We start from the raw sequence: 24,688 nt of genomic DNA on the forward strand, positions 1-24,688 counted from the left end.
TAAAAAAGGGACAAAAAAAGGGGACAGACACCTTTTACGCTTCGCGGAAAAAGTGTCTGTCCCCTTTTTTGTTCCCTTTAAGCTTTATGCGGTGCGGTTGAGCCATTGCCGGTGCAGCCAGGCCAGGGCCAGCAGTGACAGGCCCAGGCCCATGAACGAGGCCACGCGCCACAGGCCGTCGAGCCCCGCCATATCCACCAGGAACAGCTTGGCAATCACCAGTGCAAGCAGGGCCATGCCGGCCCGGTAGAGGCCTTGAAGGCGCCACAGGCTGCCGGCCAGTAGGCTGGCAGCCGCCAGTACCAGCCATACGGCCGAGTAGGTGTACAACTCGCCCGGGCCGGTGGATAGCCAGAGCGAGACATTCCCCTGCCACAGGTGACGCACCTGCAGGCTCAAAAACAGCCAGAACCCCACACCGGCTACGCCCAGGGCCACGGGCCGGGCGCGGGGGTGATGCCGCCAGGCCACCCACAGGGTCATCAGCACCGGTGCCCCGTAGGCCATCAATAGCATATTGGCGATGGGGCGGGCGGAGACCACCTCAGTGCTCCATAGGGGGTTGAGCACGGTCAACGCCAGTGCATAGCTGCCCGCCGCCAGGGCCAGCAGGATCCAGGAACACACCCGGTAGAGTCCCGACAGCGCCTCATCCCGCCCGGCCCGATACCAGTACACCATGGCCAGCGCCGTCCACAGGGTGGTGTTGATGGCGGCCTCGGTGAGGCTGTAGTGATCGATGAAGATGTTGCCGTCATGCAGCCAGTAACGCACTTCCGCACCCAGGGTGAGCACCAGCAGGTGCAGGGTGCCGGCCTCCAGCCAGCGCTGCAGGGACGGACGGCTGCGACTTTGCCAGGCGGCCAGGACGCAGAACAGGGTGGCGCCGCCGCCGGTCCAGAGCGACCAGTGCACATCCGGTGGGTAATTGAGCACCCAGGGGTTCAGGGTCAGACGGGCCACCACCAGCAGCAGGATCCCCTTGATGAGGGTCTCCAGCCAGGGCAGTGGGTAGCGTTTGCGCAGCCAGGCCAGGGTCAGCAGAGGTGCGGCCAGGGCCAGGGTGAGCCCGGCTTCCCGGAAGTACACCGCCGCCGCCAGGGCATAGGCCAGATGGCCCGCCAGCACGAACCACAGGGCGATGAAATCCCGTGCCTGGCGCTGAAGACGCCGGGCGGCGACTCCACCGTAGATCATGCCGGTAATCAGCAGGCCCATGGCCCAGCCAGCATGCGGTTCCATGCGACTGATCAGCAGCCAGCCCAGGGCTACCCAGGCCAGCGGCGCGATCAGGGCCAGGGACATCCAGGCATGGGAAAAACCGCGATGTTTTAGGTGTAACAAGGCCAGGCTGGCGTAGAGCAGGGCCATGGCGCCGGCAAACTGCAGGAAGGGCCCCTCCAGGTCGGGTGTAAGCCCCCTTAGCTGGTACTGGTCGGCCAGCAGGTTGAGGGTCATGGCGCTGGCCAGCCAGGCCAGCCACTGTATGCCCAGGCTCAGCCAGGGCAGGGCTTGCAGTTCCGCTCGCCGCCAGTCCGCCAGGATGAGGATCACCACCAGGGGCGCCCACTGGGCTAGTGCCTGTGTGTCGAAACCCTGACGATGGATGGACGCCCCCCAGGCCAGGGTGATCAGCAGCAGCGTCAGGGCCTGCGGGCCCCACCGACGCCCCATGAGTGAGACATGCCCACCGACCATCCCCGCGGGGCGCGGGCGAGGCTTCCAAGGCAGCCACTGGTGGCGCGGGATGGCCACCACAGCGTAGGCCAGAGCAGCCAGATAAAGACCGCGCAGCCCGTCTCCAGCGGGGGTGGGCATGGATAACATCCACCAGCCCAGGGCCCCGGCGACAATGCCCCACCACAGCCAGGGGCGAAAGATTCGTCGCAGCAGCCACAGGCCGCTGGCGGTGATGATCAGGCTGTAGATGAGCGGGATGGCGATATCCCCGCCGCCCTCAGCCACCAGCAGCGGCACCACGAAGGCACCGAGCAATCCGATGGCCGCCAGGATCGGGCCGTGGAGCAGCGCCTGCGCCATGGTCAACAGGGAGACCCCGGCCAGCAACACGAAGACGATGCCTGGGTCCAGCAGGGCATAGAGGTGCAGGGCAGCCAGCAGGGCACCATACAGGGTGATGCTGGCCGCTCCCGCCAGGGCGGCCAGGGACGGGTCATGCCCCTTGCGCCGGCGCAGCCACTCGGCCAGGGCATGCAGACCCAGGCCCGTGGCCAGGGCCAGGATGACTCGACCCCAGGGGCCCAGCAGCCCGGCGTCGATGCTGTACTTGACCATGAAGATCCCCGCCAGGCTCACGCACAGGCCGCCGAGCCAGACCATCCATTGGCTGAGCAGATGCTCCATCCAGGTGGGGTAGGTCCGGGAGGGCGCTACGCTGGGTGTAGCGTTCCAGCGGTCACGGGCAGCCCTGGCAGGTGCCGTGCTGGTTGGGTAGGGTCGGGTATCCGCCGGTACGTTCGCGGGGGTGGCAGTCCCGGGGGGTGTGACGCTCGAGGTCCGGGTCTGGGCGGGTAATAACGCCTGTTCAAGCCGGGCGATTCGGGCCTTGAGCACCCGGTTCTGAAACAGGGCCACCCAGCCCAGTAATCCCCCGATCAGGGCGGCGAGGATCACCATGCCGAGCAGGATCGACAGAGTCTCCATACGGACTAGACGGGAGAGGCCGCAAGGCCGCGGATATTCATGGGCTCAGCGGGCCTGATACGGGTGTTGACACAGGCTGGCGGCGTGGCGGGCGGCGCCCAGCAGGCCGGCGTCGGTATCACCGATGACCTGAATCGGCATGCGTTCCAGTAGGTGGCTCATGGGCGGTTTTTGGCGAAAGGCCTGGATGAAGCCGCCTTCCTGCATTCGTGGCAGCAGCCGTGGGGCGATGCCACCAGCGATGAAAATACCGCCAAAGGGCAGGCAACCCAGGGCCAGGTCCCCGGCCTGACCCCCGTAGACGGCTAGAAACAGCGCCACCGCTTCCACGGCCACGGGGTCACTGCCTTCCAGGGCCAGTTGCGAGATAATAGGGGCAGGGTCGTCTCCTTCCAGGGCCAGACCGAGACTCTGGCCCGGCGATTGACCCTGGGCCACCAGGAACCGGGCGATGCGTCCAAGGCCCCGGCCACTGAGCAGATGTTCGCGGGTACAGCGCCCTTCCTGATCGGCTACGTAGTGCCATAAACGCGCTTGGCGGGCATCCGCCGGGGCAAAACTCGCGTGTCCGCTCTCCGTGGGTAAAACACACAGGGGATGCCCTGGCGGCACGATGCACACACCCAGGCCGGTCCCGGCGCCCACGACCAGACGCACACCCTCCGGGTCGGCCTGACCGGTTTGCAGGGAGTGAAGTGCTTCGGTGGGGAGATCGTCCAGGCTGTGGCCGATGCCCTCGAAATCGTTGAGCAGGGCCACTTGGGGGATGCCGAGATTGTCCGCCAGATGGGTGGAATTCAGTTCCCAGGGGAGGTTGGTGAGCCGGGCCCGGTCCACGCCCTGCTGACGGGCGACAGGGCCGGCCAGGGCGAAACAGGCGGCATCAATGCCGTCGCTGGCAAGACCTGCGTCACTCAGGAAGGCCCGCACCATGGGGGCCAGATCCGGAAAGTCGGCGCTGGCGTAGCGTTCCCGTGCCAGGGTTGACAGGCGACCATGGGAAACATCCGCCAGCATCAGCAGGGTTTTGGTGCCGCCAATATCGCCTGCCAGAATCTTCATTGCACCACCTGCCGTGGAAAGGGGCCAGAGGTCTATAATGAAGTATTCCGGCGGTTTCGCAAAACGAGCAAAAGGGGACAGACACCTTTTCCGCGCGCCAGCGGCGCGCACGGAAAAGGTGTCTGTCCCCTTTTTCCTAACCCCCCAGGCGGGTGCGTTTGTCTTCCAGGCCCTGCATGAGGTGGTCGAAGGCCTTGGCGAAGGCCTCGATGCCCTCGCTTTCCAGGCGGTTGGTCACACTCTCCAGGTCAATGCCCAGGTCCGGCAGGCCCTGGATCAGGGCGCGGGATTGTTCCAGATCCTGCGCCAGGGTCGGCTCGGCCCGACCGTGGTCGCGGAAGGCATTGTAGGTGGCCGGGGGCAGGGTGTTGACCGTATCCGCGCCGATCAGGGATTCCACGTAGAGCACGTCGCTGTAAGCGGGGTTCTTGGTACCTGTGCTGGCCCACAGCAGGCGCTGGGGGCGGGCGCCCACGGCCTTGAGGCGCTGCCAACGCTCGCTCTGCGTGACCTGCAGGAGGTGGGCATAGGCCAGTTTGGCATTGGCAATGGCCAGGCGGCCCTGCATGTGCTCCACGGGCCGGCCTTCGCGGATGCGTTCTTCCAGGATGTCGTCCAGGGCGGTATCCACCCGACTGACAAAGAAGCTGGCCACTGAGGCCATGCGATCCACGGACAAGCCCTGTGCCATGCGGGCCTCCAGCCCCTTGAGATAGGCCTCCAGCACGGCCTCATAACGGGACACCGAGAACAGCAGTGTCACATTCACATTCACACCCTGGGCGGTGAGTTGCTCGATGGCCGTCAGCCCCGGCAGGGTGCCGGGTACCTTGATCATGAGGTTGGGGCGATCCACGCGGGCGGCCAGATCCAGGGCCTCGCGCACCGTGCCATCGGCGTCGAAGGCCAGCTCCGGAGAGACTTCGAGACTGACAAAGCCATCCTGCCCTTCGGTTTGATCGTAGGTGCCGCGGAAGGCGTCGGCGGCGGCCTGGAGGTCCCCAATGGCCAGTTGATAGAAGAGGGCCGCAGTGCTGATGTCCGGGTCCACGGCCAGGGCCTGGCGGATGCCCCCATCGTAGAGATCGCTACCGGTGATGGCCTTGTCGAAGATGGCGGGGTTGGAGGTCAGCCCGCCGAGGCCATCCTCACGGATGAGTCGGGCCAGCTCGCCGGATTCCATTAGATCCTTGCGGATGTAGTCGTACCAGACGCTCTGGTCCAGGTCGCGCAGACGCAGCAGCGGATTATGTTCGGCCATGTGATTCTATCCTCGCCCACGGCGGAGAAAAGCGCCCAGTTTAACGTGTACGCAGGGGAGGGCGCTAGCAGCGCCGCTATCCCAAGCGCCCGTGCGGGAAGGATGGAACGCGATAACCGGCGCGGGCGTCAATGGCCGGGAGGGCTGGCCGGGGCGGTATCGGAGACGATATCCGCAATGCGCACGAAGGCCTCCACCGACAAGGTCTCGGGCCTGTGTGTCGGGTCAATGCCGGCTGCCTCGATCTGCTCCGGCAGTGCCAGGCCCTGCAGGGCATTGCGCAGGGTCTTGCGGCGCCGGGTGAAGGCCTGTTGCACCAGGCGCGCCAGCAGGGGCTCGTCCCGAGCTGGATACGGCAGGGTCTCGTAGGGGGTCAGGCGCACCACGGCGGAGTCCACCCGGGGCGGCGGCCGAAAGGCGCCCGGGCCCACGGGGAACAGGGGCTCGGCACGGCAGCGGTACTGCACCATGATGCCCAGGCGCCCATAAGCGGCAGTGCCGGGGCCGGCGGTCAGACGGTCCACCACTTCCTTTTGCAGCAGGAAATGCATATCGCGAATCTGCGCAGCCTGGGCCAGTAGATGAAAGATCAGTGGTGTGGAGATGTTGTAGGGCAGGTTGCCCACCACCCGCAGGGGGCGTGGTCCGGGGATGCTGGCCAGGTCAAAGCGCAGGGCATCCGCCGCATGCACGGTGATGGTGCCGGGTGGGCCCAGGCCATGCAGGTGCGGAATCAGATCCCGGTCCAGCTCCACCACATGCAGGTGGTGGAGGCGCTCCAGCAGAGGACCGGTGATGGCGCCCAGGCCGGGGCCGATCTCCACCAGGGTGTCGTCAGGGTGCGGCGCGATGGCGCCAACAATGCGCCGGATGATGCCTGGGTCATGCAGGAAATGCTGACCAAAGCGCTTGCGGGGAGCATGGTTCAAGGGGGGTATCCGATCAGCGCAGGCAGCGGTAGACGTCATAGGTGCGTTTGCCGTCGGTGATTTCACCGCGTGGCACGACCGTATCACCCCCCATGTCAGCAGCGGCATTGCGGGCGGCGTGTTCCAACTCCTGCTCAATGCGCTCGGGCGGGCGCTTGATGAAACCGATGCGCTCGGCCATGGATGCGGTGGTACTGCCCAGGCGTTCGCAGTCGGCTACGCGGTCGGTGGGAACAACGCGTGTGGCTTCGGCCTCGGGGGAGAGCTTGACGAAGGTGCAGCCAGCGGACAGCAGGGCGGCAACGGTCAGGGTAAGGACAATAAGATGCGGGGCGCGGTTCATGACAGGCTCCTGTGCATGTGCCATGGAGGAAGACGATTGATCCATTATGCCGGTGCGATGCCGTTACGGGCCTGGGCCATGTGGATGGCGGTGGCCAGGGCTGCCTGCAGGCTGCCTGCTTCGGCCCGGCAGGTGCCGGCCAGATCCAGGGCCGTGCCATGATCCACGGAGGTGCGGATGATGGGCAGGCCCAGGGTGACGTTCACGGCACTGCCGAAACCGGCATGCTTGAGGACCGGCAGGCCCTGGTCATGATACATGGCCAGCACCGCGTCGGCATGACGCAGGTGTCGTTCAGTGAACAGGGTGTCGGCCGGCAAGGGCCCGGTCAGGTCCATGCCTTCGCCACGCAGGCGCTCCAGTATCGGCGTGATCACGTGGATCTCCTCGTCGCCCAGGTGACCGCCCTCGCCAGCATGGGGGTTGAGGCCGCAGACCAGGATACGAGGCCTCCCGATCCCGAACTGGCTCTCGAGATCCGCGTGCAGCACGCGCAGCACGGTTTCCAGGCGTTCGGTGGTGATGGCCTGGGCGACCTGGCGCAGGGGCAGGTGGGTGGTCACCAGGGCCACTCGCAGTGTCCCGGCGGTGAGCATCATCACCGGCATGGGCGCCTGGCAGTGTTCGGCCAGGAACTCGGTGTGTCCGGTAAAGGGAATGCCTGCCTCATTGATGATCCCCTTGTGAACCGGGCCGGTGACCAGCCCTGCAAACACCCCCCGGAGGCAGCCATCCGCGGCCTGGGTGAGGGTGTCCAGCACGTACCGGGCATTGGCCGGGTTGAGTTGACCGGGGATGACCGGTTCCGCCACGGTGCAGCCTGTCCACAGATGTAGCTGGCCCGCCGCATCGGCCTGAGGGGGCTGGTCCGGATCCAGAGGGATGAGCGTGAGATGGATGCCCAGTTGCTCGGCCCGCTCCAGCAGTACCTGAGGGTCGCCCACCACTACCCGCTGGGCAGCACAGGGTTCCCGGCTGAGCATGGCCACAAGGTCGGGACCGATACCGGCAGGTTCGCCGGGTGTGATGGCGATACGGGGAATGGGCCGGGGCGACATCATCAGCGGCTCCGCTGGTTCGCGCCGGCATCCCGCGTTGCCACATCCTCCAGGCGCAACTCCACGTAGGACTCGTCCCGCAGACGACGTAGCCAGATTTCCAGCTCATCATCTCGCTTGCGGTTGCGGATGATCTCCCGGGCCTGGGAACGCATGAGTTCCCTGGAGCTGTCGTGGCTGCGGCGGTCCTCCACCTTGAGGATATGCCAGCCGAACTGGGTGCGGAAGGGCTCGCTCAGTGTGCCCGGTTCGGTACGGTTCATCACCTGCTCGAACTGGGGCACCATGTCGCCGGGGTCAGTCCAGCCCAGATCGCCGCCACGCAGGGCGCTGCCGCGATCGTCCGAGTGGGCCTGAGCCAGTTCCGCAAAATCGGCTCCATCCCGAATGCGGTTGCGCAGGGAGCGAATACGGTCACGGGCTTCCCGGTCACTGACCACCTCGCTGGGGCTGATCAGGATATGGCGCACCCGGGTTTGCTGTACCTGGCTGCGGCTGCCGGCACGTCGATCCGCAAGCTTGACAATATGGAAGCCCGACGGGGATCGGATCACTTCGCTCACATCCCCCTCCCGCATGAGCACCACGTGCCGGGAAAACAGGGTAGGCACCTGGCTGGCATTGCGCCACCCCAGGTCGCCGCCTTCCAGGGCCTGTTGTCCCTCTGATTCGCGCAGGGCCAGTTCAGTGAAGTCGGCCCCTTCGGCAGCCTCCTCGCGAATGCGCTCGGCCCGTTCCCGGGTTTCGCTGATCTGTTCGGGGGTGGCCCCCTCGGGAAGGGAAACCAGCAGATGCAGCAGGCGGTATTCCACGTCCCGGTCGATGGCCCCGCTCTCGCTGGCGATCAGGTCATCGATCTCCTGCTCACTCACCTGAATACGGCTGTCCACCTGGCGGCGATGTAACTGGGCAATGGCCATCTCGTCCCGGATCTGTTCCCGGAAGGCGCGAAAATCGATCCCATCGGCCACCAGGCGGTCGCGGAACTGGGCCAGGCTCATGCCGTTTTCCCGGGCAATGTTCTCGATGGCGTTATTCAGGCTGATGTCGTCGATGCGGATGCCGATGCGGCGGGCCTCCTGTAGTTGCAGGCGCTCCAGCACCAGGCGATCCAGTACCGGGCGCACCAAGGTGTCCACCGGCGGTGTTTGACCATCCCGGGCGGCCAACTGGCGCTGGATGGTCTGGATGCGCTCACGCAGTTCGCTTTGCATGATCACATCTTCCTCTGCCACGGCAACGATACGATCCAGGAGGCGGCCGCCCTCATCCAGCGGCACCACCCCCGGGTGGTTGTTGCCTTCCTGGGCCAGGGCCACGCTCCCGGAGGCGACGAGCCATGCGAGCAGGATGCTAATAATCGTCTTCATAACCCAGTATGCCTTCACTCAGGAGGTCTCCCAGTCCGGTGCCCAGACTGCCCAGACCCTTGAGGATCAGTTGAAAGTGGATGCCTTCATTATATTCGTCCTGGAGGCCGTCGGTGAGATAGCGGCGAAACACCACTCGGGCACCCCAGCAGCAGGTGTTGTACTCCAGGCCTGCCAGGATCTCCAGGTCCCGCTCATCCTCCAGACTGTAAGCCCATCGTCCCACGGCGTCCCACCGCCTGGACAGGGGCCAGGCAAAGGAGAGGTCGGTCTGGTCCAGGCGGTCTTCCTGAAACCGGTAGCCCAGATTGACCACGCGGTTGCCATCCTCCCGGTATTGCAGATGCGCGGTGCGGCGCTCGGTCTGTTCCCGGTGTGGATCCCATTGAGTCGTGCCCCGTACGCTCCAGTTGGCGTCAGGTCGCCAGGCGGCCTCTGCCACGATGGAGGAACTGTTGTTGGTGAGGGGCGGGTCCCCGGGTTCTGACCGCACGCGGCGGTCCTCGAAATAATGAACCTGTCCAAGGCTCACCCGGAAGCGTTCGATCCCCGTGCCCGCGTCCACCACCCGGCTGGTCAAGGCCGTGGTCAGCTGGTTCGCATCAGCGACCCGGTCCGGGCCGCTGAAGCTCTGGTCCCGGAATAGCTGGTCGAAGCTGAAACCGTATTCCGAGGTGTCGAACCGGGGGAGGTCGTCCTGATCCCGGTAGGGGGTGTAGCGGTAGAACAGTCGTGGCTCCAGCGTCTGGAAGCGGTCTTCGCCCAGTGGACGATCGAAGAACAGTCCCGCGTCCACACTGGTGACCGGCAGGTTTCTCTGCAGCGAAGGGTCGGTCCCTGCCGGTTGTCCTTCCAGATCATAGTGCGTGAAACGATACCGTACCCGGGGAGTCAGGAACCAGGCTGCGCCCCGCAGGGGCAGGCTGGCCTCGGGCATGATATCAGTGCGTTGCCCGGTAATGCTGTCGCGGCGGTCAAAGCTGACCCATTCGGCACGCATGCCCAGGTCGATGCCGTAGGCGGATTGTGGCCAGCTGCCGTGGTAAAGGAACTGCGGCAGGCGCTTGTACGGCTGGTTCGGGTCGACGATGCTGTCGTCCACGGTCTGGTAGTCCTCCAGGCGGGCCAGTAAATTCCAGTGACTGGCGTGGTAGCTCAGGTCGGCGCGTCGCTCCAGGTGGGTGGTGCTGGTGTCGCTGAGGGAGTTTCCGAAGTCTGACAGGTAGTCGGCATCGGACACGTCCGAGCCTTCGGTATGCAGGCGCAGCCGCGAGGTGGGACGCCATTGCTGATCCCATATGAACAGACTGCGGTCGTTCCCGTACACACTGTCGTCCGGGAGGTATTCCAGATCAAATTCCCCTGTGGAACTCTGGGAAAGATGCCGGTACTGAGCGCCCAGCATGGTGCCCCGACGACCCAGGTAACGAGGGGCCAGGATGGCGTCCCGGTGGGGGGCCAGGTTGAAGTAATAGGGAATCTCCACATCCAGTCCGGTGGAGTCGGCATTGCCGATGCTGGGCAGCAGCAGCCCTGACTGGCGCCGGTCGTCGATGGGGAAGTTGATCCAGGGGGTGTATAGCAAGGGAACCCGGTGAAAGCGCAAGAGCACGTTGCGGGCGGTGCCTCGGCCGGTGTCCTGGTTCAGGTCCACCCGGCTGGCGGTGAGTTGCCAGTCCTGGCGACCCGGATCGCAGGTGGTGTAGCTGGCATGGTTGAGGCGAAAGCGCTCGGCACCGCGGGGTTCGATGGTGCGTGCCTTCCCCCGGGCGTGCCGGGGCTGAAAGAAGTATTCCACCTCTTCGAATCGGCCCTTTTCGGAATCCAGGTACAGATGGCCGGCGCTGCTGTCGAAGCTGAGCCCCGCCCTGTCCTCGAAAGTGACGTTGCCTGTGGCCTCCAGATAATCCCGGGCCTTCTCGTACTCGAAGCGGTTGGCGGTAAGGGTGCGCGTACTCTGGAATACCTCGACGTTTCCTTCCAGGCGCGAGACCCCCTCACGGTCCAGAACGGCCTTGTCTGCCCGGAAACGCAGTTGTCCATCATCGGGGTAGGTGGTGTCCGGGGTGGGCGGGTGGTAATCGCACAGGGCCCATTCATCCGCCAGGGCTGGCGTGATGGCGACATGAATGCACAATATCAGCGAGGGCGCGTGTCGGTACACGGTGGCGAGTCCGATCAACGGGGGTGGTTCCGGTGCTGTTCCCTCAGCACCGGCGGGGGGCATGTCAGGGCCTTCAGGCCTTCGGGCCGCCCACAGACTCAAGCACCTTGGAAACCTCCTTGAAGATGTCCTCGATTTCACCTTCCCCCTTGACGGTGTGCAGCAGGTCTTTGTCCCGATAGTATTCCACCAGGGGCTCAGTCTGAGCCTGGTAGACTTTCAGGCGGCTGCCGATGGTCTCTTCGTTGTCATCGGAGCGGTGCTTGAGTTCACCACCGCACAGATCACAGACGCCCTCCTGGCGGGGCGGATGCGTGTAGCTGTTGAACACCGCGCCACAGGAAGCGCAGGTGAGACGACCGGTAAGCCGCTGCATCAGGCTCTCGAAGTCCACATGAATGAGCACGGCAGCATCCAGGGGCTGACCCAGATCGGTGAGCATTTCATCCAGGCTGCCGGCCTGGTTGAGGTTGCGGGGGAAGCCGTCCAGGATGTAGCCACGCTGGGTGTCCGGCATGGCCAGACGCTCGCGGATCATGCCCAGCACCACGTCGTCGGTGACCAGTTCGCCGGCGTCCATGGCGGCCTTGGCCTTCTGACCCAGGGGGGTGCCCGCGGACACCGCGGCGCGCAACAGGTCACCGGTGGAGATCTGCGGAACCTTGTAACGCTCCATGATCAGTTTGGACTGGGTTCCCTTGCCGGAACCGGGAGCGCCCAACAGGACGATACGCATGGTATTTCCCCTTTAGCTTAGAGCTTGTTTTAAGCGATTTATTCAAGACAATAGGCCGAGACTTATACCTGCTCCAGCCATTGGGGTGCAACCACCCCCCACTGGATTCATGCTTTTCGCAGCGCGTCATGCCGTTATAATGCCGCGTCCGTTTTCAACTCATCTGGAGTAAAGCAACATGAATATAGACAATATTCCTGCCGGCAAGGACCTGCCCAATGATGTGAACGTGATCATCGAGATCCCGGCCCAGGCCTCGCCGGTGAAATATGAAGTGGACAAGGACAGCGGCGCGCTGCTGGTGGACCGCTTCATGGCCACGCCCATGTTCTACCCTTGCAACTACGGCTTTATCCCCCACACCCTCTCCGATGACGGGGATCCGGTGGATGTGCTGGTCATGACCCCGCATCCGCTGCTCAGCGGCAGTGTGATCCGTTCTCGCCCCGTGGGCATGCTCAGGATGACCGATGAGGCGGGTGAAGACGCCAAGCTGCTGGCCGTGCCCGTGTCCAAGCTCTATCCTGAGTACGATCGTATCCAGGGGCCTGATGATGTTTCGCCGTTGCTGCTGGACCAGATCAAGCATTTCTTTGAGCATTACAAGGAACTGGAGCCCAATAAATGGGTCAAGGTGGAAGGCTGGGAAGGCGTGGACGCCGCCCGTGCGGAGATCGAGTCCTCCGTCAAGCGCTTCCAGCAGAAGGGCTGACCTGAACGGTTCCGTGGGGTGCAGCATCCCGCGAGGGATTGCGCGCCCCGCGTGGGTCGTGAGTATTGTGTAATCCCGCACGTATCCCCGGAATCCGCAAGCCCATGCCGGTGCGCCAACCCCTCAAGAATCACTACCAGGAAAAGAGGCTGTTCCTTGCCCGAGTGGTGATCCTGATGGTGATGGTCACCTTGCTGTTCGGGATTGTCAGTGCGCGTCTGGGTCACTTGCAGGTGGCCAGTTATTCTCATTTTTCCACGCTGTCCCAGAACAATCGCGTGCGCCTGGAGGCGCTGCCGCCGCCCCGAGGGCTGATCTTCGATCGCAATGGGGTGGTGCTGGCGGAGAACCGTCCGGCCTATCAGCTGGAGGTCACTCCGGAGCAGGTGACGGACATGGATGCCACCCTGGAGCAGCTCGCCCGGATCGTGCATCTGGATGAGGCGCGCATCGAGCGATTTCGCCGTATGCTGAAGGGCAAGCGTCCCTTCCAGGCTGTTCCACTGAAGCTCAATCTCACGGACGAAGAGTTGGCCAACTTTGCGGTCAACCGGCACCGCTTCCCTGGGGTGGATGTGGAGGCGCGGGTGGCCCGGCATTATCCTCAAGGCGCTTCGCTGGCCCATGTACTGGGGTATGTGGGGCGCATCGACGAGCGGGAGCTGGCCCGCATCGATACCCAACGTTATGCCGGCACCACGCATATCGGCAAGCTGGGGATTGAACGCTTTTACGAGAGCCAGCTCCACGGACACGTGGGCTTCCAGAAGGTGGAGGTGAATGCCCAGGGGCGCACGCTGCGGGTATTGGAGCGGGAGCCGGCCACGCCGGGACGGGATCTGGTGCTGAGCCTGGATGTGCGCCTGCAGCGGGCGGCGGAAGAGATCCTGGACGGGTACGCCGGCGCTATCGTGGCCATGGATCCGCGCAATGGCGAGGTGCTGGCCATGGTCAGTATGCCGAGCTTCGATCCCAATCTCTTTGTCCATGGCATCTCGCGGTCCGTGTTTCAGGAACTGCGTACCCATCGGCGTCAACCCCTGTTCAACCGGGCGTTGTCCGGACAGTATCCCCCCGGGTCCACCCTCAAACCCGTGGTGGGGCTGGCGGGTCTGGAGCATGGGGTGACCACGGCCGAGCGCACCATGTACTCCCCGGGCTATTACACCCTGCCCAATGATACCCGGCGTTACCGTGACTGGCGCTATCACGGGACGGTGGATCTGGATCGGGCCATTGCCCAATCGTCCGATGTGTATTTCTATGATCTGGGCCACAAACTGGGGATTGATCGCATGTCGTCGTTTCTGGGGCGCTTTGGTCTCGGTGAGCGTACTGGCATCGACAGCACGGGCGAGCGCCAGGGCCTGCTGCCCAGCCGCGAATGGAAACGGGCCGCGTACAACCAGCCCTGGTATCCCGGCGAGACACTCATCACCGCCATTGGCCAGGGGTATATGCTCACCACACCCCTGCAACTGACCTCTTTGACCAGTACGCTGGCGATGCGCGGGGAACGGGTGCGCCCGCACCTGCTGCGGGGGCACATCCAGGGCGACGGGGGAGAACTGGCGCTGGACGAGTCCGGGCCGCTGGCCCCGGTGCAGGTCAGTCGCCCGGAATACTGGGATCAGGTACGCGAGCCCATGGAGCATGTGCTGCACCGGGCCCGGGGCACGGCTCATTCCTCGGCCGGCCAGGATGCGGCCTATCGTATTGCCGGCAAGACCGGCACCTCACAGGTCTTCGGTCTGGGGGAGGAAGAGGAATATGATGAGGATGAGTTGGCGATGCATCTCCATGACCATGCGTTGTTCATCGGTTATGCCCCTGCCGACGACCCCCGGATTGCTGTGGCGGTGATCGTTGAGCACGGTGGCAGTGGTGGCCGGGTGGCGGCCCCCATGGCCCGCAAGGTCATGGACTACTACCTTCTGGAGATGGAGTCCTGATGTTTCACACCGCTGCCGCCGAGGTCAGTCCCGGGCGTCAGATCCTGCGCGCCCTGCACCTGGACCTGCCGTTGTTGGGGGGGATCTCCCTCTTGCTGGCCCTGGGTTTCGTGGTGCTCTACAGCGCCAGCGGCGAGAACCTGGATATGGTGCAACGCCAGGGTGTCCGGGTGGCCCTGGCCTTTGGTGCGCTCATGCTACTGGCGCAGATCCCCCATCATCACCTGCGTCAGTGGTCGCCCTGGGTGTATCTGATGGGCGTGTTGCTGCTGGTCCTGGTGATGTTTTTCGGGGAAATGGGCAAGGGGGCCCAACGCTGGCTGGATCTGGGCCTGATCCGGTTTCAGCCCTCGGAATTCATGAAGCTGGCCGTTCCCATGATGGTGGCCTGGTATTTCGCCGATCGCCCCCTGCCGCCGCGCCTGCGGGAGCTGGTCGTGGCGGGGGTGGTGGTGGCCGTCCCGGCGGGGTTGATTGCCCAGCAGCCGGATCTGGGCACGGCCCTGCTGGTGAGCGGGGCGGGCCTGCTGGTGATCTTCCTGGCGGGCATCCGCTGGCGGGTGCTCCTGGGGTTGGGGGCGCTGGCCGTGGCAGCGGCGCCCCTGCTGTGGCACTTCATGCAGGACTACCAGCGTCGACGGGTACTCACTCTGCTCAATCCGGAGAGTGATCCGCTGGGGGCGGGCTATCACATCATCCAGTCCAAGATTGCCATCGGCTCAGGCGGGGTCTACGGCAAGGGCTGGCTGAATGGTACCCAGTCCCAATTGGAGTTTCTGCCTGAGCGTTCCACTGATTTCATCTTTGCTGTTTATGCTGAGGAATTCGGTCTGCTGGGGGTGCTGGTGCTCCTGGCCCTGTATCTTTTCGTGATCTTCCGCGGGTTGATCATCGCCGTGCGGGCCCAGGATACCTATGCGCGTCTGCTGGCTGGCAGTTTGAGCGTGACCTTCTTCATTTATGTGTTCGTGAACACCGGCATGGTGATCGGGCTGCTGCCGGTGGTGGGGGTGCCGTTGCCCCTGTTCAGTTATGGCGGGACATCCCTCGTGACCCTGATGGCGGCATTCGGTATTCTCATGTCCATCCATTCCCATCGCAGACTGCTGGCCCGATGAGTTTCCCCCTACCCCCCTTGGTGACCCTGATGCGCGGTTCCCTCTCAAGCCCGGCCCTGCGGGTGATGACCCTGATCATGGGGTTGTGTTTCCTGTTCGCCTTCATTTCCGGCGTGAGCGAGGCCTCACCGCGCTTCAAGGCGGGTGATCCCGCCTATCTGGAACGAGACGAGGTACAGCGCTTCATCGAGGCGCGGGTGGAAGAGGGGTTTGATGAGGATGAACTGCGCGCACTGTTCGCGGGTGCCGACGGGCTGCAGCGGGTGCTGGACCTGATCTCCGCCCCGGCGGAGGCCCGGCCCTGGAAGGATTATCGACCCATTTTTCTCACCCGCGAGCGTATCCAGGCGGGGGTGCGTTTCTGGGAGGCGCATGAATCCACCCTGCTAAGGGCCCAGGAGCGTTTTCGGGTCAACCCGGACATCATCGTCGCCATCATCGGTGTGGAGACCTTCTACGGCCGCCATGCCGGTGGATTCCCGGTCTTTGATGCCCTGGTGACCCTGGGGTTTGATTACCCGCCCCGGGCCGATTTCTTCCGCTCCGAACTGTCTCATTATCTGCGTCTTGTGAGAGAGGAAGGCCTGGATCTGCGTGCGACCCGCGGCTCCTATGCCGGGGCCATGGGCCGGGGGCAGTTCATTTCCTCAAGCTACCGCGAATACGCCGTGGACTTCGACGGCGACGGGCGCCGGGATCTGCTGGATTCCTGGCCCGATGCCATCGGCAGCGTGGCCAACTACTTCCAGCGTCATGGTTGGTCCATGGGGGCGCCCGTGGTGGTGCGTGCTCAGGTGGAAAGTGATGACTACAAGGCACTGGTGAGCCGTCCCTACCGGGCCCTGTACACGCTTGATGAGCTGGCCGAAAAAGGCGTCCGTCCGGTTTCGTCGGTGGATCCGGATGCCCGTTTCTCGGTCATCGAGCTGGAGGCAGAGGATGGCATTCAGGTGTGGCTGGGGTACGAGAATTTCTATGTGATCACCCGCTACAACCGCAGCCCCTTGTACGCCATGGCCGTGTACGAGTTGTCCCGTGAGATCCGTGAGGCGCGGGAAGCCGAATTGCGCGGAGGGGATGACACGTGAACCCTCGCGGGCCGGTGCGCGCGCTGCTGCTGGTCCTGGTGGTGGGCGTGCTGACTGCCTGTGGCGGTCCACGGGGGCCGGTGTCCGGTGACCGGGCACCCCATCCCAGTCAGGTGCCCGATCTGGCCGCTGTTCAGGAGCCCACGCCACGGCCTGAGCCCCCCAGCCGTTATGGTAATCCGGAGTCTTACGAGGTGTTCGGGCGGCGTTATGTCACGCTGGCCTCTGCCGAGGGCTACCGGGAGCGGGGTATCGCCTCCTGGTATGGCACCAAGTTTCACGGTCGGCGCACCTCCAGTGGCGAGCCCTACGACATGTACGCCATGACCGCGGCCCACACGACCTTGCCGTTGCCCACCTATGCCCGGGTCACCAATCTGGAGAACGGGCGCAGCGTGGTGGTGCGGGTGAATGACCGCGGACCCTTTGCGAAGAATCGCATCATCGACCTGTCCTACGCGGCCGCGCATCGTATCGACATGATCAGCCAGGGCACGGCACGCGTGGAGGTGGAGGCCCTGGAGCCCTATCCGGTCTCGGGTGCGCAGCAGCAGGCGGCACGTCCGCCCGCGGCAACCAGCGATACCGATGAGGGAGGGCCGACCCCTGTTCTCCTGATGCCATCATTGCCGTCGCAGGCATCCGTTGGCCAGGTCTTTGTTCAGGTGGGTGCCTTTGCCAGTCGCATCAACGCGGAACGGCTGCAGGATCGTCTACGGACCCGGGGCCTGGGGCCTGTGACCGTCACGGAAGGTCGTGTCGAGGATCGTCGCTTGTACCGGGTGCGCCTCGGGCCCAAAGCCGACGAGGCCCGGGCGGCCGAAGTCGGGCGCATCCTGGAGGGGATGGGCATCACGGATTTTCGCATCGTTTCCGATTAAGGTTCCCCCACGAGAACTCTCGCTGTGGGCCTTGGCGTGTGTCCGAACGCCACCGTCGACATGTATGATAGCCTCATTCCGTCCAGTTCCGAATCGAACCTTTCAGGTATTTGAAGAACCATGATCCAGAGATTAAGCCTCTTTTTGCTGTTGTTTGCCCTGCTGCCCGGGGTGGCTCTGGGGAGTACCCTCAGGGTGTCGCCCCCCTCGGATCTCAATGCGCGCAACTACGTGGTGATGGATGCCCAAAGTGGCGCGATCCTCGCCGAGCGGGAGGGCGAACAGCGTGTGGAGCCCGCCAGCCTGACCAAGCTCATGACGGCCTACACGATCTTTCGCGAACTGCAGGAGGGCAAGCTCAGCCTGAACGAGGAGGTGGAGGTCAGTGAACGGGCCTGGCGCACCGGAATGAGCGGCGCCTCGCGGATGTTCATCGAGGTGGGTACGCGGGTCACGGTGGAAGAGTTGCTGCGCGGCATGATCATCCAGTCGGGCAATGATGCCTGCGTGGCGCTGGCCGAGCGGGTGGCAGGTACCGAGGGGGCCTTTGTGGATCTGATGAACGCTCAGGCCCGGGCGCTGGGCATGCATGATACCCGCTTTCAGAACAGTCACGGCTTGCCCACTGAGGCGGATCAGTACACCTCGGCGAGAGACATCTCGCGGCTGATGCAGGCCCTGGTGAATGATTTCCCCGAGTACTACGACTACTACGCCGAGCGCAGTTTCACCTATAACGGTATCAGTCAGTCCAACCGCAACCTGCTTCTGTGGCGGGATGACTCGGTGGATGGTGGCAAGACCGGCTGGACCCGTTCGGCCGGCTACAACCTGGTGTCTTCCGCCAAGCGTGAAGGGATGCGCCTGGTGGTGGCCGTGATGGGCATTGAGGCCTCCAGCCACGAACAGGGAGGGCGTATGCGGGCCAATGAGTCTCAGGCCCTCTACAACTGGGCCTTCCGGCAGTTTGAAACACATCGTGTCTATGAGGCGGGAGAGCCCCTGACTGAGGCCCGGGTGTGGAAGGGGGAGAGCAAGGCTGTGCCCCTGGGGCTGACCGAACCATTCTATGTGAGCATCCCCCGGGGCAGTTATGAGCAGATGGAGGCCCAGACGGAATTGGATCCATTGCTGCAAGCTCCCATTCAGCAAGGCGCCAGCCATGGTGAGTTGAGTCTGATGCTGGGGGACGAGGTTGTCGCGAACCGTCCGCTGGTGGCCCTAGAGGGCGTGGAAGAGGGGGGGCTGGTCCGCCGGCTGGTGGATGGCGCCTGGCTGTGGGTGCGTTATTGAACGGGCGAGTGAACGGGAGCCATGATGTCCGAGAGTAAGATCATCTATCTCAACGGCGAGTTCTTGCCGGAAGAGGGGGCGCGGGTGTCGGTGCTGGACCGGGGCTTTCTGTTCGGCGACGGCGTGTACGAGGTCATTCCGGTGTTTGGCGGTCGCCCCCTGCGTCTGGCAGAACATCTGGACCGACTGGCTCACAGCCTGGCAGAGACCCGCATTCCTGACCCTTTGTCCCGGCAGGGTTGGACGGCCCTCTTCGATGAGCTGCTGAGCCATAATCCTGGCGGCGATCGCAGCATCTATGTGCAGGTCACCCGGGGCGTGGCCCCCCGGGAACATGCCTTTCCGGAAGTCATCACCCCCACGGTCATGGCCATGGTGAACCCCATTCGACCGCTCGGTGATCAGGTGCTGGCCCAGGGCGTGGCTGCCGTGGTCATCCCCGATCACCGCTGGGCCCGCTGCGACATCAAGGCCATTACGCTGCTGGCCAATGTGTTGGCCCGACAGGAGGCCGTGGACAGCGGCGCCACGGAGGCCATCCTGGTGCGCAATGGCCTGGCGACCGAAGGTGCCGCCAGCAACCTGTTTCTGGTGGCCGATGGGGTGATCGTCACGCCGCCCAAGGATCACTCCCTGCTGGGGGGGATCACCCGGGATCTGGTGGTGGAACTGGCCGAGGCCAACGGCCTGCCGGTCATGGAGACGCGTATCCCCGAGGACAGCCTCCAGGGAGCCGAGGAGATCTGGCTGACCAGCTCCACCCGCGAAATCCTGCCGGTCACCCGTCTCGACGGTCGGAGGGTGGGGCACGGTCAACCGGGCCCCGTGTGGCAGCGTGTTCACGCGCTGTATCAGGACTACAAGGCCCATCTGCGTCAGGAGGCCCCATGAGCGATTCCCTCGAGACCCCACTGCTGGATAAGGCCTTTCCGTGTGAATTCCCCGTGAAGGTGATGGGCGCTTCCGTACCAGAATTCCATGAGCGAGTGGAGGCCATCGTGCGCCGTCACGTACCTGAGGTCTCCGGTCAGGCCTTCTCGTCCCGGCCTTCACGCAATGGGCGCTATGTAGCCATTACCGTGGTGGTTCAAGCCCGGAGCCGTGAACATATGGATGGGCTCTACCAGGATCTGACCGCCTGCGAACTGGTGACCATGGCCCTGTGACCCCCCCCATTCGCGTGTATTCGCTGGGCCGGCGCGACTACGAGCCGGTGTGGCGGGCCATGCAGGATTTCACCGCCGGTCGTGGCGACGACACGGCGGACGAGATCTGGCAGGTGGAGCATCCGCCGGTGTTTACCCTGGGCATGAACGGCAAGCGCGAGCATGTGCTGGATGCTGGTCCTATTCCCGTGATCCCGGTGGACCGGGGTGGGCAGGTGACCTATCACGGTCCGGGTCAGGTGGTGATCTATCTGCTGCTGGATGTGCGTCGCCAGGGTATGGGGGTGCGTGCCCTGGTCACGGCCCTGGAGCGGACCGTCATCGATTATCTGGCGGGATTGGGTATTCCGGCCCAGGCCCGTGCGGACGCCCCTGGGGTGTATGTGGGGGGGGGCAAGATCGCCGCCCTGGGGCTGCGGGTGCGTCGTGGCGGCAGCTATCACGGGCTGGCCCTCAATGTGAATCCGGACCTGGGCGCCTTTGCGCGCATCAACCCCTGTGGTTATCAGGGGCTGGCGACCACGTCGCTGGAGCGCTTGGGCTTGGATGTGAGTTGGGGGCAGGCAGCGGAGGGGGTGACGCGCTGTCTGGCGAATGCCTTGGGGCGCAGCATTGAGTGGGTGCCCGCCGCGCCCCTCATCCCCGACCCTTCTCCCCGGAGGGGAGAAGGGGGAGCATCTGGGTAATCCCGTTCCAGAGCCCTTCTCCCCTCGCGGCTGCCCTTGGGGTAATCCGATTTCAGAGCCCTTCTCTCCTCGCGGCTGCCCTTGGGGTAATCCGATTTCAGAGCCCCTCTCCCCTTGGGGAGAGGGGGGGGTGAGGGGGTAACGAAGCCGTCCTGCTACAGATACTCCCGCCAATGCCGGGGCCGATGATCCCGGCAGCCATGGGACTGCTGCCGGTACTGATTCACGAACACCCGTTGCGCCACACCACTGATGCTCTCGTCCTTCACCAGGCCCAGGTTGTCGCGAATGGTGTCCTCACCATAGTTGTACAGGGCCCGACGCAGCTTCGATAACAGACTGTTGTCCATATGGAAGCCGACCTCGGTCAGGGCCTGCTCCAGTTCTGCGTAGGTGAGCTCGCGGATGTCGTAGGTGACCTGGAGTTTCTTGTCGCCATCGCGGTGCACCTCACGGATGGCGGGGACCTCGTCCCGCAACATCAGCCAGGCGGCCTCCAGTTGGTCCTGTTCTTTCTGCGGGCCCCGGAACACCAGTTCCCGGTGGCGGATGTATGTGTCGTCTGCGGATTTCATGGGGCCAATGCTAGCGGCCTGCCCGGAATATGCAAGACAAAAAGTGCAGGATCTCCTGCAAGGGGAGTCAGTTCAGGCAGCCTTGGGTCAACCGGTCACACCCGGCCAGATCCTTGAGCGTCTCGATCCGGGAAAAGCCCGCTGCCTGGAACAGTGCCTGAACCGCCCCCCCCTGATCCCAACCGTGCTCGACCAGCAGCCAGCCACCAGGTAATAGATGCCCCGGCGCATCGGCCACGATCTGGCGCAGATCATCCAGGCCATCGGCGCCTGACACCAGGGCCTCCCGGGGCTCGTGATCCAGTCGGGCCAGATGCGGGTCAGCTTCGGCCACATAGGGGGGGTTGCTGACGATCATGTCAAAGCATGCATCTCCCAGTGGGGTATACCAGCTTCCCTCAAGCCACCGGATCCGCGACTGCAGGCCCAGGTGGCGGGCATTGTCGCGGGCTATCGCCAGGGCCACGGTGGAGCGGTCAGTGGCAGAGATGCGTGCCTGCGGGCGCTCGGTGGTCAGGGCCAGGGCGATGGCGCCGGAGCCGGTACCCAGGTCCACGATGGCAGCGTCGCTGTCCCTGGCCAGATGGTTGAGGACCGCCTCTACCAGGATCTCCGTGTCCGGGCGTGGGATCAGTACCTGGGGGCTCACCTGCAAGTCCAGCGACCAGAACTCGCGGCGGCCCAGTACATAGGCCATGGGTTCCCCTGCCGATCGCCGGGCCACCCATTGGCGCACTTGCCGGGCCGTGTCGTCCCCCACGGGGTCTGTGCCATGGGCGAACAGCCAGGCCCGATCCCGACCCAGTGCCTGGGCCACCAGCAACTGGGCCTCCAGTCGGGGGGTGTCCAGGCCTTGCAGGCCCTGAAAGGCCTCGGTAATGAGATCGGAAACGGTCAATGTCATGTGAGGTCGTGTGGCTGGGGGCGTGTCCACAGCATGGGCGGGCCGCTTCGCGCGGGAGGAGCGAGGCCTGTCTCAGTCGCCCAGGGCGGCGAGTTGGTCGGCCTGATGTTCATTGACCAGGGGGTCAATCACCGGGTCCAGATCACCCGCCATGATATTTTCCAGCTTGTACAGGGTGAGATTGATGCGATGGTCGGTCACTCGACCCTGAGGGAAATTATAGGTGCGGATGCGCTCGGAACGGTCGCCACTACCTACCAGAGACTTGCGGGTGGCGGACTGCTCCGAGTGGCGTCGGGTCTCCTCCATTTCCAGAAGTCGGGCAGCCAGGTAACTCATGGCCTTGGCCCGGTTCTTGTGCTGTGAGCGCTCTTCCTGACATTCCACCACCAGGCCCGTGGGGAGGTGGGTGAGGCGCACGGCGGAGTCGGTCCGGTTCACATGCTGCCCGCCGGCACCACTGGCCCGATAGGTATCCACCCGCAGGTCGGCGGGATTGATTTCGGGGATCTCCATCTCGTCGGGTTCGGGCATGATCACCACGGTGGCCGCCGAGGTGTGGATGCGGCCCTGGGATTCGGTGTCGGGCACCCGCTGCACCCGATGGGCCCCGGATTCGAACTTGAGGCGCGCATACACGCCCCGCCCAGTCACCCGGGCGATGATCTCCTTGAAACCGCCATGCTCACCCTCGCTTTCCGAGATGATTTCCATCTGCCAGCCGTGTGTCTCGGCGTAGCGGGAATACATGCGGAACAGATCGCCGGCAAAGATGGCGGCCTCATCCCCGCCGGTGCCGGCGCGGATTTCCAGAAAGGTGTTGCTGTCGTCGTGGGGATCGCGGGGGATCAGGTGGCGCTGAAGGTTGTGCTCCAGATCCGTCAGGCGGACCTGGGTGGCATCCACCTCATCCTCGGCCATGGCACGCAGCTCCGGGTCCGGATCACGGGCCATTTCGCGGGCGGCTTCCAGGTCGTTGCCTGCCTGAGCGTACTCGTTCCAGGCCGCCACCACCGGTTCCAACTGGCTGTATTCGACCGAGTACTGGCGAAAGCGGTCCTGGTCGCCGATGACATCCGGGTCGGAGAGCAGGCCGCCCAGCTCTTCAAATCGCTCGGCAGTGTCTTCCAGCTTGCGGCGAATGGAGTCTTTCACGAATTGATCTTGTGACCACTGGTGTCGGTTTCAGGCAGCTTGAACAGGGCATGCGCCGCGTCGATGAGTTCCAGTTTTCCGTCCCGGGCCGCCTGGTTCATGCTGTCGCAGGGTTCGTGCAGGAACTTGTTGGTGAGGGTGTGGGCAAGAAAGCCCAGAGCCTCCTCCGGGGATTTGCCCGCAGCCACCATTTGCAGGGACTTGTCCAGCACCTCCACCTGCATGCTGTGGGCCTTGTCGCGGAAGGCGCAGATGGTGCTCACCGCGTCCTGGGCCCGCAACCAGCCCATGAACGAATCCACCTGGGATTCGATGATCTCCTCAGCTTGGCGGGCCGCCTCGCGGCGGGACTGCAGGTTCTCCTGGATCACCTCCTCCAGGTCATCCACCGTATACAGGTACACATCGTCCAGTTTGCCCACTTCCGGTTCGATGTCCCGGGGTACGGCGATGTCCACCATGAACATGGGCCGATGCTTGCGTACCTTCAGGGCCCGTTCCACGGCGCCCTTGCCCAGGATGGGCAGCGGGCTGGCGGTGGAGGAGATCAGGATGTCGGCCTCGGCCAGGCGATTGGGAATCTCCTGCAGGGTGATCACCTCGGCGTTGAACTGATCCGCCAGGGGCTTGGCGCGTTCCACCGTACGGTTGGCGACGATAATGCGCCCGATCTCGTTGGTGCTCAGGTGACGGGCGGCCAATTCAACGGTTTCGCCGGCACCGATCATCAGCGCGGTGAGGGGCTTCATGTCGCCCCAGATCTGTTTGGCCAGAGAGACCGCGGCAAAGGCCACCGAGACGGGGCTGGAGCCAATGGCGGTGGAGGTGCGCACATTCTTCGCCACGGAGAAGGCATGCTGGAACAGCCGGCCCAGCTGGCGACCCAGGGTGCCGGAAGTGTTGGCGTTCTGGTAGGCGCCCTTGAGCTGGCCCAGGATCTGGGGTTCGCCCAGTACCAGGGAGTCCAGGCCGCAGGCCACGCGCAGCAGGTGACGCACGGCATCATCATCGTGATGGCGGTAGATATAGGGCTGGATCTCGCTGGGCTTGAGGCGGTGAAATTCTCCCAGCCAGTGCAGGACCCGGTCGGCGGGCTGGTGGGCCTCGGAGCGGAAATAGATTTCCGTGCGATTGCAGGTGGACAGGATGGCCGCCTCTTCCACCGGCGTGGATTGGGTCAGCCCGTTAAGGGCTTCCTCCATGCGCTCTGGAGAGAAGACGACCCGTTCGCGAATCCCGACGGGGGCGGATTTGTGATTGACTCCGAGAGTAAAAAGCATCGCACGTGAGGACCTGGTGAATAGCGTATTTTGCGCCAGCATTGAAGTCATGACAAGTTTACCCCGGTTTTAACCCTTTGAGTCCGCACGGAAAACTCTTGATCCTACGGGTGGCGGCCAAGAGCCCGGGAACTTATCGGTCATATTATGGTGCCAAAGGGATACGAGCCGACGGATTCCGTGAGTCTGTTTCCTCAATCTGACACAGTGGGCGCCCGGGCGCTGTCCAGTTGAGTTTACACTGTCCGGGACCTTTGGCGCGCCCCCCTTGTGGGTATTCGTGCCGACGGG

At 64.1% G+C, this 24,688-nt stretch carries 22 protein-coding genes; 9 read left to right on the top strand and 13 right to left on the bottom strand.

Annotation, left to right across the window (positions count from 1 at the left end):
- Positions 1-84: 84 nt before the first annotated feature.
- The 9 genes from LPW29_RS10915 to LPW29_RS10955 all read right to left on the bottom strand — a co-directional run bounded on the left by LPW29_RS10915 (position 85) and on the right by LPW29_RS10955 (position 11,587).
- Positions 85-2,664, bottom strand: coding sequence for a DUF2339 domain-containing protein (locus tag LPW29_RS10915; protein WP_238628032.1), 2,580 nt, complete (start codon positions 2,662-2,664; stop codon positions 85-87).
- Positions 2,665-2,709: 45 nt separating this feature from the next.
- Positions 2,710-3,726, bottom strand: coding sequence for a glucokinase (gene glk / locus LPW29_RS10920; protein WP_238628033.1), 1,017 nt, complete (start codon positions 3,724-3,726; stop codon positions 2,710-2,712).
- Positions 3,727-3,862: 136 nt separating this feature from the next.
- Positions 3,863-4,987, bottom strand: a complete 1,125-nt coding sequence (gene tal, locus LPW29_RS10925) for a transaldolase (RefSeq protein ID WP_238628034.1) — start codon at positions 4,985-4,987, stop codon at positions 3,863-3,865.
- 128 nt (positions 4,988-5,115) lie between these two features.
- The gene (gene rsmA, locus LPW29_RS10930; RefSeq protein ID WP_238628035.1) at positions 5,116-5,955 is read right to left on the bottom strand and encodes a 16S rRNA (adenine(1518)-N(6)/adenine(1519)-N(6))-dimethyltransferase RsmA; all 840 of its coding nucleotides are present in this window, start codon (positions 5,953-5,955) and stop codon (positions 5,116-5,118) included.
- On the bottom strand, positions 5,930-6,259 hold the full coding sequence (locus LPW29_RS10935) for a DUF4156 domain-containing protein (RefSeq protein WP_090254269.1): 330 nt from the start codon (positions 6,257-6,259) through the stop codon (positions 5,930-5,932). Before LPW29_RS10935 ends, rsmA begins: the two co-directional genes overlap by 26 nt.
- Positions 6,260-6,303: 44 nt before the next feature.
- On the bottom strand, positions 6,304-7,317 hold the full coding sequence (gene pdxA, locus LPW29_RS10940; RefSeq protein WP_238628054.1) for a 4-hydroxythreonine-4-phosphate dehydrogenase PdxA: 1,014 nt from the start codon (positions 7,315-7,317) through the stop codon (positions 6,304-6,306).
- 2 nt (positions 7,318-7,319) lie between these two features.
- Complete coding sequence (locus LPW29_RS10945) at positions 7,320-8,687, bottom strand: peptidylprolyl isomerase (RefSeq protein ID WP_238628036.1); 1,368 nt, start codon at positions 8,685-8,687, stop codon at positions 7,320-7,322.
- Entirely contained in the window at positions 8,671-10,869 is a 2,199-nt protein-coding gene (locus LPW29_RS10950) for an LPS-assembly protein LptD (protein WP_238628037.1), read from the bottom strand. Before LPW29_RS10950 ends, LPW29_RS10945 begins: the two co-directional genes overlap by 17 nt.
- A gap of 55 nt (positions 10,870-10,924) precedes the next feature.
- Positions 10,925-11,587 carry an adenylate kinase gene (locus LPW29_RS10955; protein WP_090254274.1) on the bottom strand — a complete coding sequence of 221 codons (663 nt, stop codon included), beginning with the start codon at positions 11,585-11,587 and terminating at the stop codon, positions 10,925-10,927.
- Positions 11,588-11,765: 178 nt separating this feature from the next.
- Here LPW29_RS10955 and ppa point away from each other — a divergent pair, with 178 nt between their 5' ends.
- The 9 genes from ppa (at position 11,766) to lipB (ending at position 20,483) form a co-directional block, all read left to right on the top strand.
- A complete protein-coding gene (gene ppa / locus LPW29_RS10960; RefSeq protein ID WP_090254276.1) occupies positions 11,766-12,299 on the top strand; it encodes an inorganic diphosphatase in 534 nt (177 codons plus the stop codon).
- A 104-nt stretch (positions 12,300-12,403) separates the two neighbouring features.
- The gene (gene mrdA, locus LPW29_RS10965; RefSeq protein ID WP_238628038.1) at positions 12,404-14,251 is read left to right on the top strand and encodes a penicillin-binding protein 2; all 1,848 of its coding nucleotides are present in this window, start codon (positions 12,404-12,406) and stop codon (positions 14,249-14,251) included.
- The gene (rodA, locus tag LPW29_RS10970; RefSeq protein WP_238628039.1) at positions 14,251-15,369 is read left to right on the top strand and encodes a rod shape-determining protein RodA; all 1,119 of its coding nucleotides are present in this window, start codon (positions 14,251-14,253) and stop codon (positions 15,367-15,369) included. The genes mrdA and rodA overlap by 1 nt, the downstream gene beginning before the upstream one ends.
- Entirely contained in the window at positions 15,366-16,457 is a 1,092-nt protein-coding gene (gene mltB, locus LPW29_RS10975) for a lytic murein transglycosylase B (protein ID WP_238628040.1), read from the top strand. The genes rodA and mltB overlap by 4 nt, the downstream gene beginning before the upstream one ends.
- On the top strand, positions 16,454-17,338 hold the full coding sequence (locus LPW29_RS10980) for a septal ring lytic transglycosylase RlpA family protein (RefSeq protein ID WP_238628041.1): 885 nt from the start codon (positions 16,454-16,456) through the stop codon (positions 17,336-17,338). The genes mltB and LPW29_RS10980 overlap by 4 nt, the downstream gene beginning before the upstream one ends.
- 120 nt (positions 17,339-17,458) lie before the next feature.
- On the top strand, positions 17,459-18,631 hold the full coding sequence (locus tag LPW29_RS10985; protein WP_238628042.1) for a D-alanyl-D-alanine carboxypeptidase family protein: 1,173 nt from the start codon (positions 17,459-17,461) through the stop codon (positions 18,629-18,631).
- Positions 18,632-18,652: 21 nt separating this feature from the next.
- Positions 18,653-19,522 (top strand): D-amino acid aminotransferase, encoded by an 870-nt coding sequence (locus tag LPW29_RS10990; RefSeq protein WP_238628043.1) that lies wholly within the window; start codon positions 18,653-18,655, stop codon positions 19,520-19,522.
- A complete protein-coding gene (locus LPW29_RS10995) occupies positions 19,519-19,797 on the top strand; it encodes a YbeD family protein (RefSeq protein WP_238628044.1) in 279 nt (92 codons plus the stop codon). The genes LPW29_RS10990 and LPW29_RS10995 overlap by 4 nt, the downstream gene beginning before the upstream one ends.
- A complete protein-coding gene (gene lipB / locus LPW29_RS11000) occupies positions 19,794-20,483 on the top strand; it encodes a lipoyl(octanoyl) transferase LipB (protein ID WP_338018692.1) in 690 nt (229 codons plus the stop codon). The genes LPW29_RS10995 and lipB overlap by 4 nt, the downstream gene beginning before the upstream one ends.
- A 155-nt stretch (positions 20,484-20,638) precedes the next feature.
- On the opposite strand, the gene LPW29_RS11005 is transcribed toward lipB, so the two are convergent.
- From LPW29_RS11005 to hemA, 4 genes are all read right to left on the bottom strand, one after another.
- On the bottom strand, positions 20,639-21,058 hold the full coding sequence (locus tag LPW29_RS11005; protein WP_238628045.1) for a hypothetical protein: 420 nt from the start codon (positions 21,056-21,058) through the stop codon (positions 20,639-20,641).
- A gap of 67 nt (positions 21,059-21,125) precedes the next feature.
- Positions 21,126-21,962, bottom strand: coding sequence for a peptide chain release factor N(5)-glutamine methyltransferase (gene prmC, locus LPW29_RS11010; RefSeq protein ID WP_238628046.1), 837 nt, complete (start codon positions 21,960-21,962; stop codon positions 21,126-21,128).
- A gap of 72 nt (positions 21,963-22,034) precedes the next feature.
- Positions 22,035-23,117, bottom strand: coding sequence for a peptide chain release factor 1 (gene prfA / locus LPW29_RS11015; protein ID WP_238628047.1), 1,083 nt, complete (start codon positions 23,115-23,117; stop codon positions 22,035-22,037).
- On the bottom strand, positions 23,114-24,397 hold the full coding sequence (hemA, locus tag LPW29_RS11020; protein ID WP_090254381.1) for a glutamyl-tRNA reductase: 1,284 nt from the start codon (positions 24,395-24,397) through the stop codon (positions 23,114-23,116). Before hemA ends, prfA begins: the two co-directional genes overlap by 4 nt.
- Between the last annotated feature and the right edge of the window lie 291 nt (positions 24,398-24,688).

It is taken from the genome of Ectothiorhodospira sp. 9100 (assembly GCF_022227565.1).
Classification (GTDB): Bacteria; Pseudomonadota; Gammaproteobacteria; order Ectothiorhodospirales; family Ectothiorhodospiraceae; genus Ectothiorhodospira; species Ectothiorhodospira marina.

Coding starts and splice junctions, on each gene's coding strand:
- ppa (WP_090254276.1), top strand. CDS start 11,766: ATGAATATAGACAATATTCCTGCCGGCAAGGACCTGCCCAATGATGTG.
- LPW29_RS10955 (WP_090254274.1), bottom strand. CDS start 11,587: ATGCGTATCGTCCTGTTGGGCGCTCCCGGTTCCGGCAAGGGAACCCAG.
- mltB (WP_238628040.1), top strand. CDS start 15,366: ATGAGTTTCCCCCTACCCCCCTTGGTGACCCTGATGCGCGGTTCCCTC.
- glk (WP_238628033.1), bottom strand. CDS start 3,726: ATGAAGATTCTGGCAGGCGATATTGGCGGCACCAAAACCCTGCTGATG.
- LPW29_RS11005 (WP_238628045.1), bottom strand. CDS start 21,058: ATGAAATCCGCAGACGACACATACATCCGCCACCGGGAACTGGTGTTC.
- mrdA (WP_238628038.1), top strand. CDS start 12,404: ATGCCGGTGCGCCAACCCCTCAAGAATCACTACCAGGAAAAGAGGCTG.
- LPW29_RS10915 (WP_238628032.1), bottom strand. CDS start 2,664: ATGGAGACTCTGTCGATCCTGCTCGGCATGGTGATCCTCGCCGCCCTG.
- LPW29_RS10945 (WP_238628036.1), bottom strand. CDS start 8,687: ATGAAGACGATTATTAGCATCCTGCTCGCATGGCTCGTCGCCTCCGGG.
- hemA (WP_090254381.1), bottom strand. CDS start 24,397: ATGCTTTTTACTCTCGGAGTCAATCACAAATCCGCCCCCGTCGGGATT.
- LPW29_RS10995 (WP_238628044.1), top strand. CDS start 19,519: ATGAGCGATTCCCTCGAGACCCCACTGCTGGATAAGGCCTTTCCGTGT.
- rodA (WP_238628039.1), top strand. CDS start 14,251: ATGTTTCACACCGCTGCCGCCGAGGTCAGTCCCGGGCGTCAGATCCTG.
- LPW29_RS10935 (WP_090254269.1), bottom strand. CDS start 6,259: ATGAACCGCGCCCCGCATCTTATTGTCCTTACCCTGACCGTTGCCGCC.
- pdxA (WP_238628054.1), bottom strand. CDS start 7,317: ATGTCGCCCCGGCCCATTCCCCGTATCGCCATCACACCCGGCGAACCT.
- tal (WP_238628034.1), bottom strand. CDS start 4,987: ATGGCCGAACATAATCCGCTGCTGCGTCTGCGCGACCTGGACCAGAGC.
- prmC (WP_238628046.1), bottom strand. CDS start 21,962: ATGACATTGACCGTTTCCGATCTCATTACCGAGGCCTTTCAGGGCCTG.
- rsmA (WP_238628035.1), bottom strand. CDS start 5,955: ATGACGTCTACCGCTGCCTGCGCTGATCGGATACCCCCCTTGAACCAT.
- LPW29_RS10985 (WP_238628042.1), top strand. CDS start 17,459: ATGATCCAGAGATTAAGCCTCTTTTTGCTGTTGTTTGCCCTGCTGCCC.
- LPW29_RS10990 (WP_238628043.1), top strand. CDS start 18,653: ATGATGTCCGAGAGTAAGATCATCTATCTCAACGGCGAGTTCTTGCCG.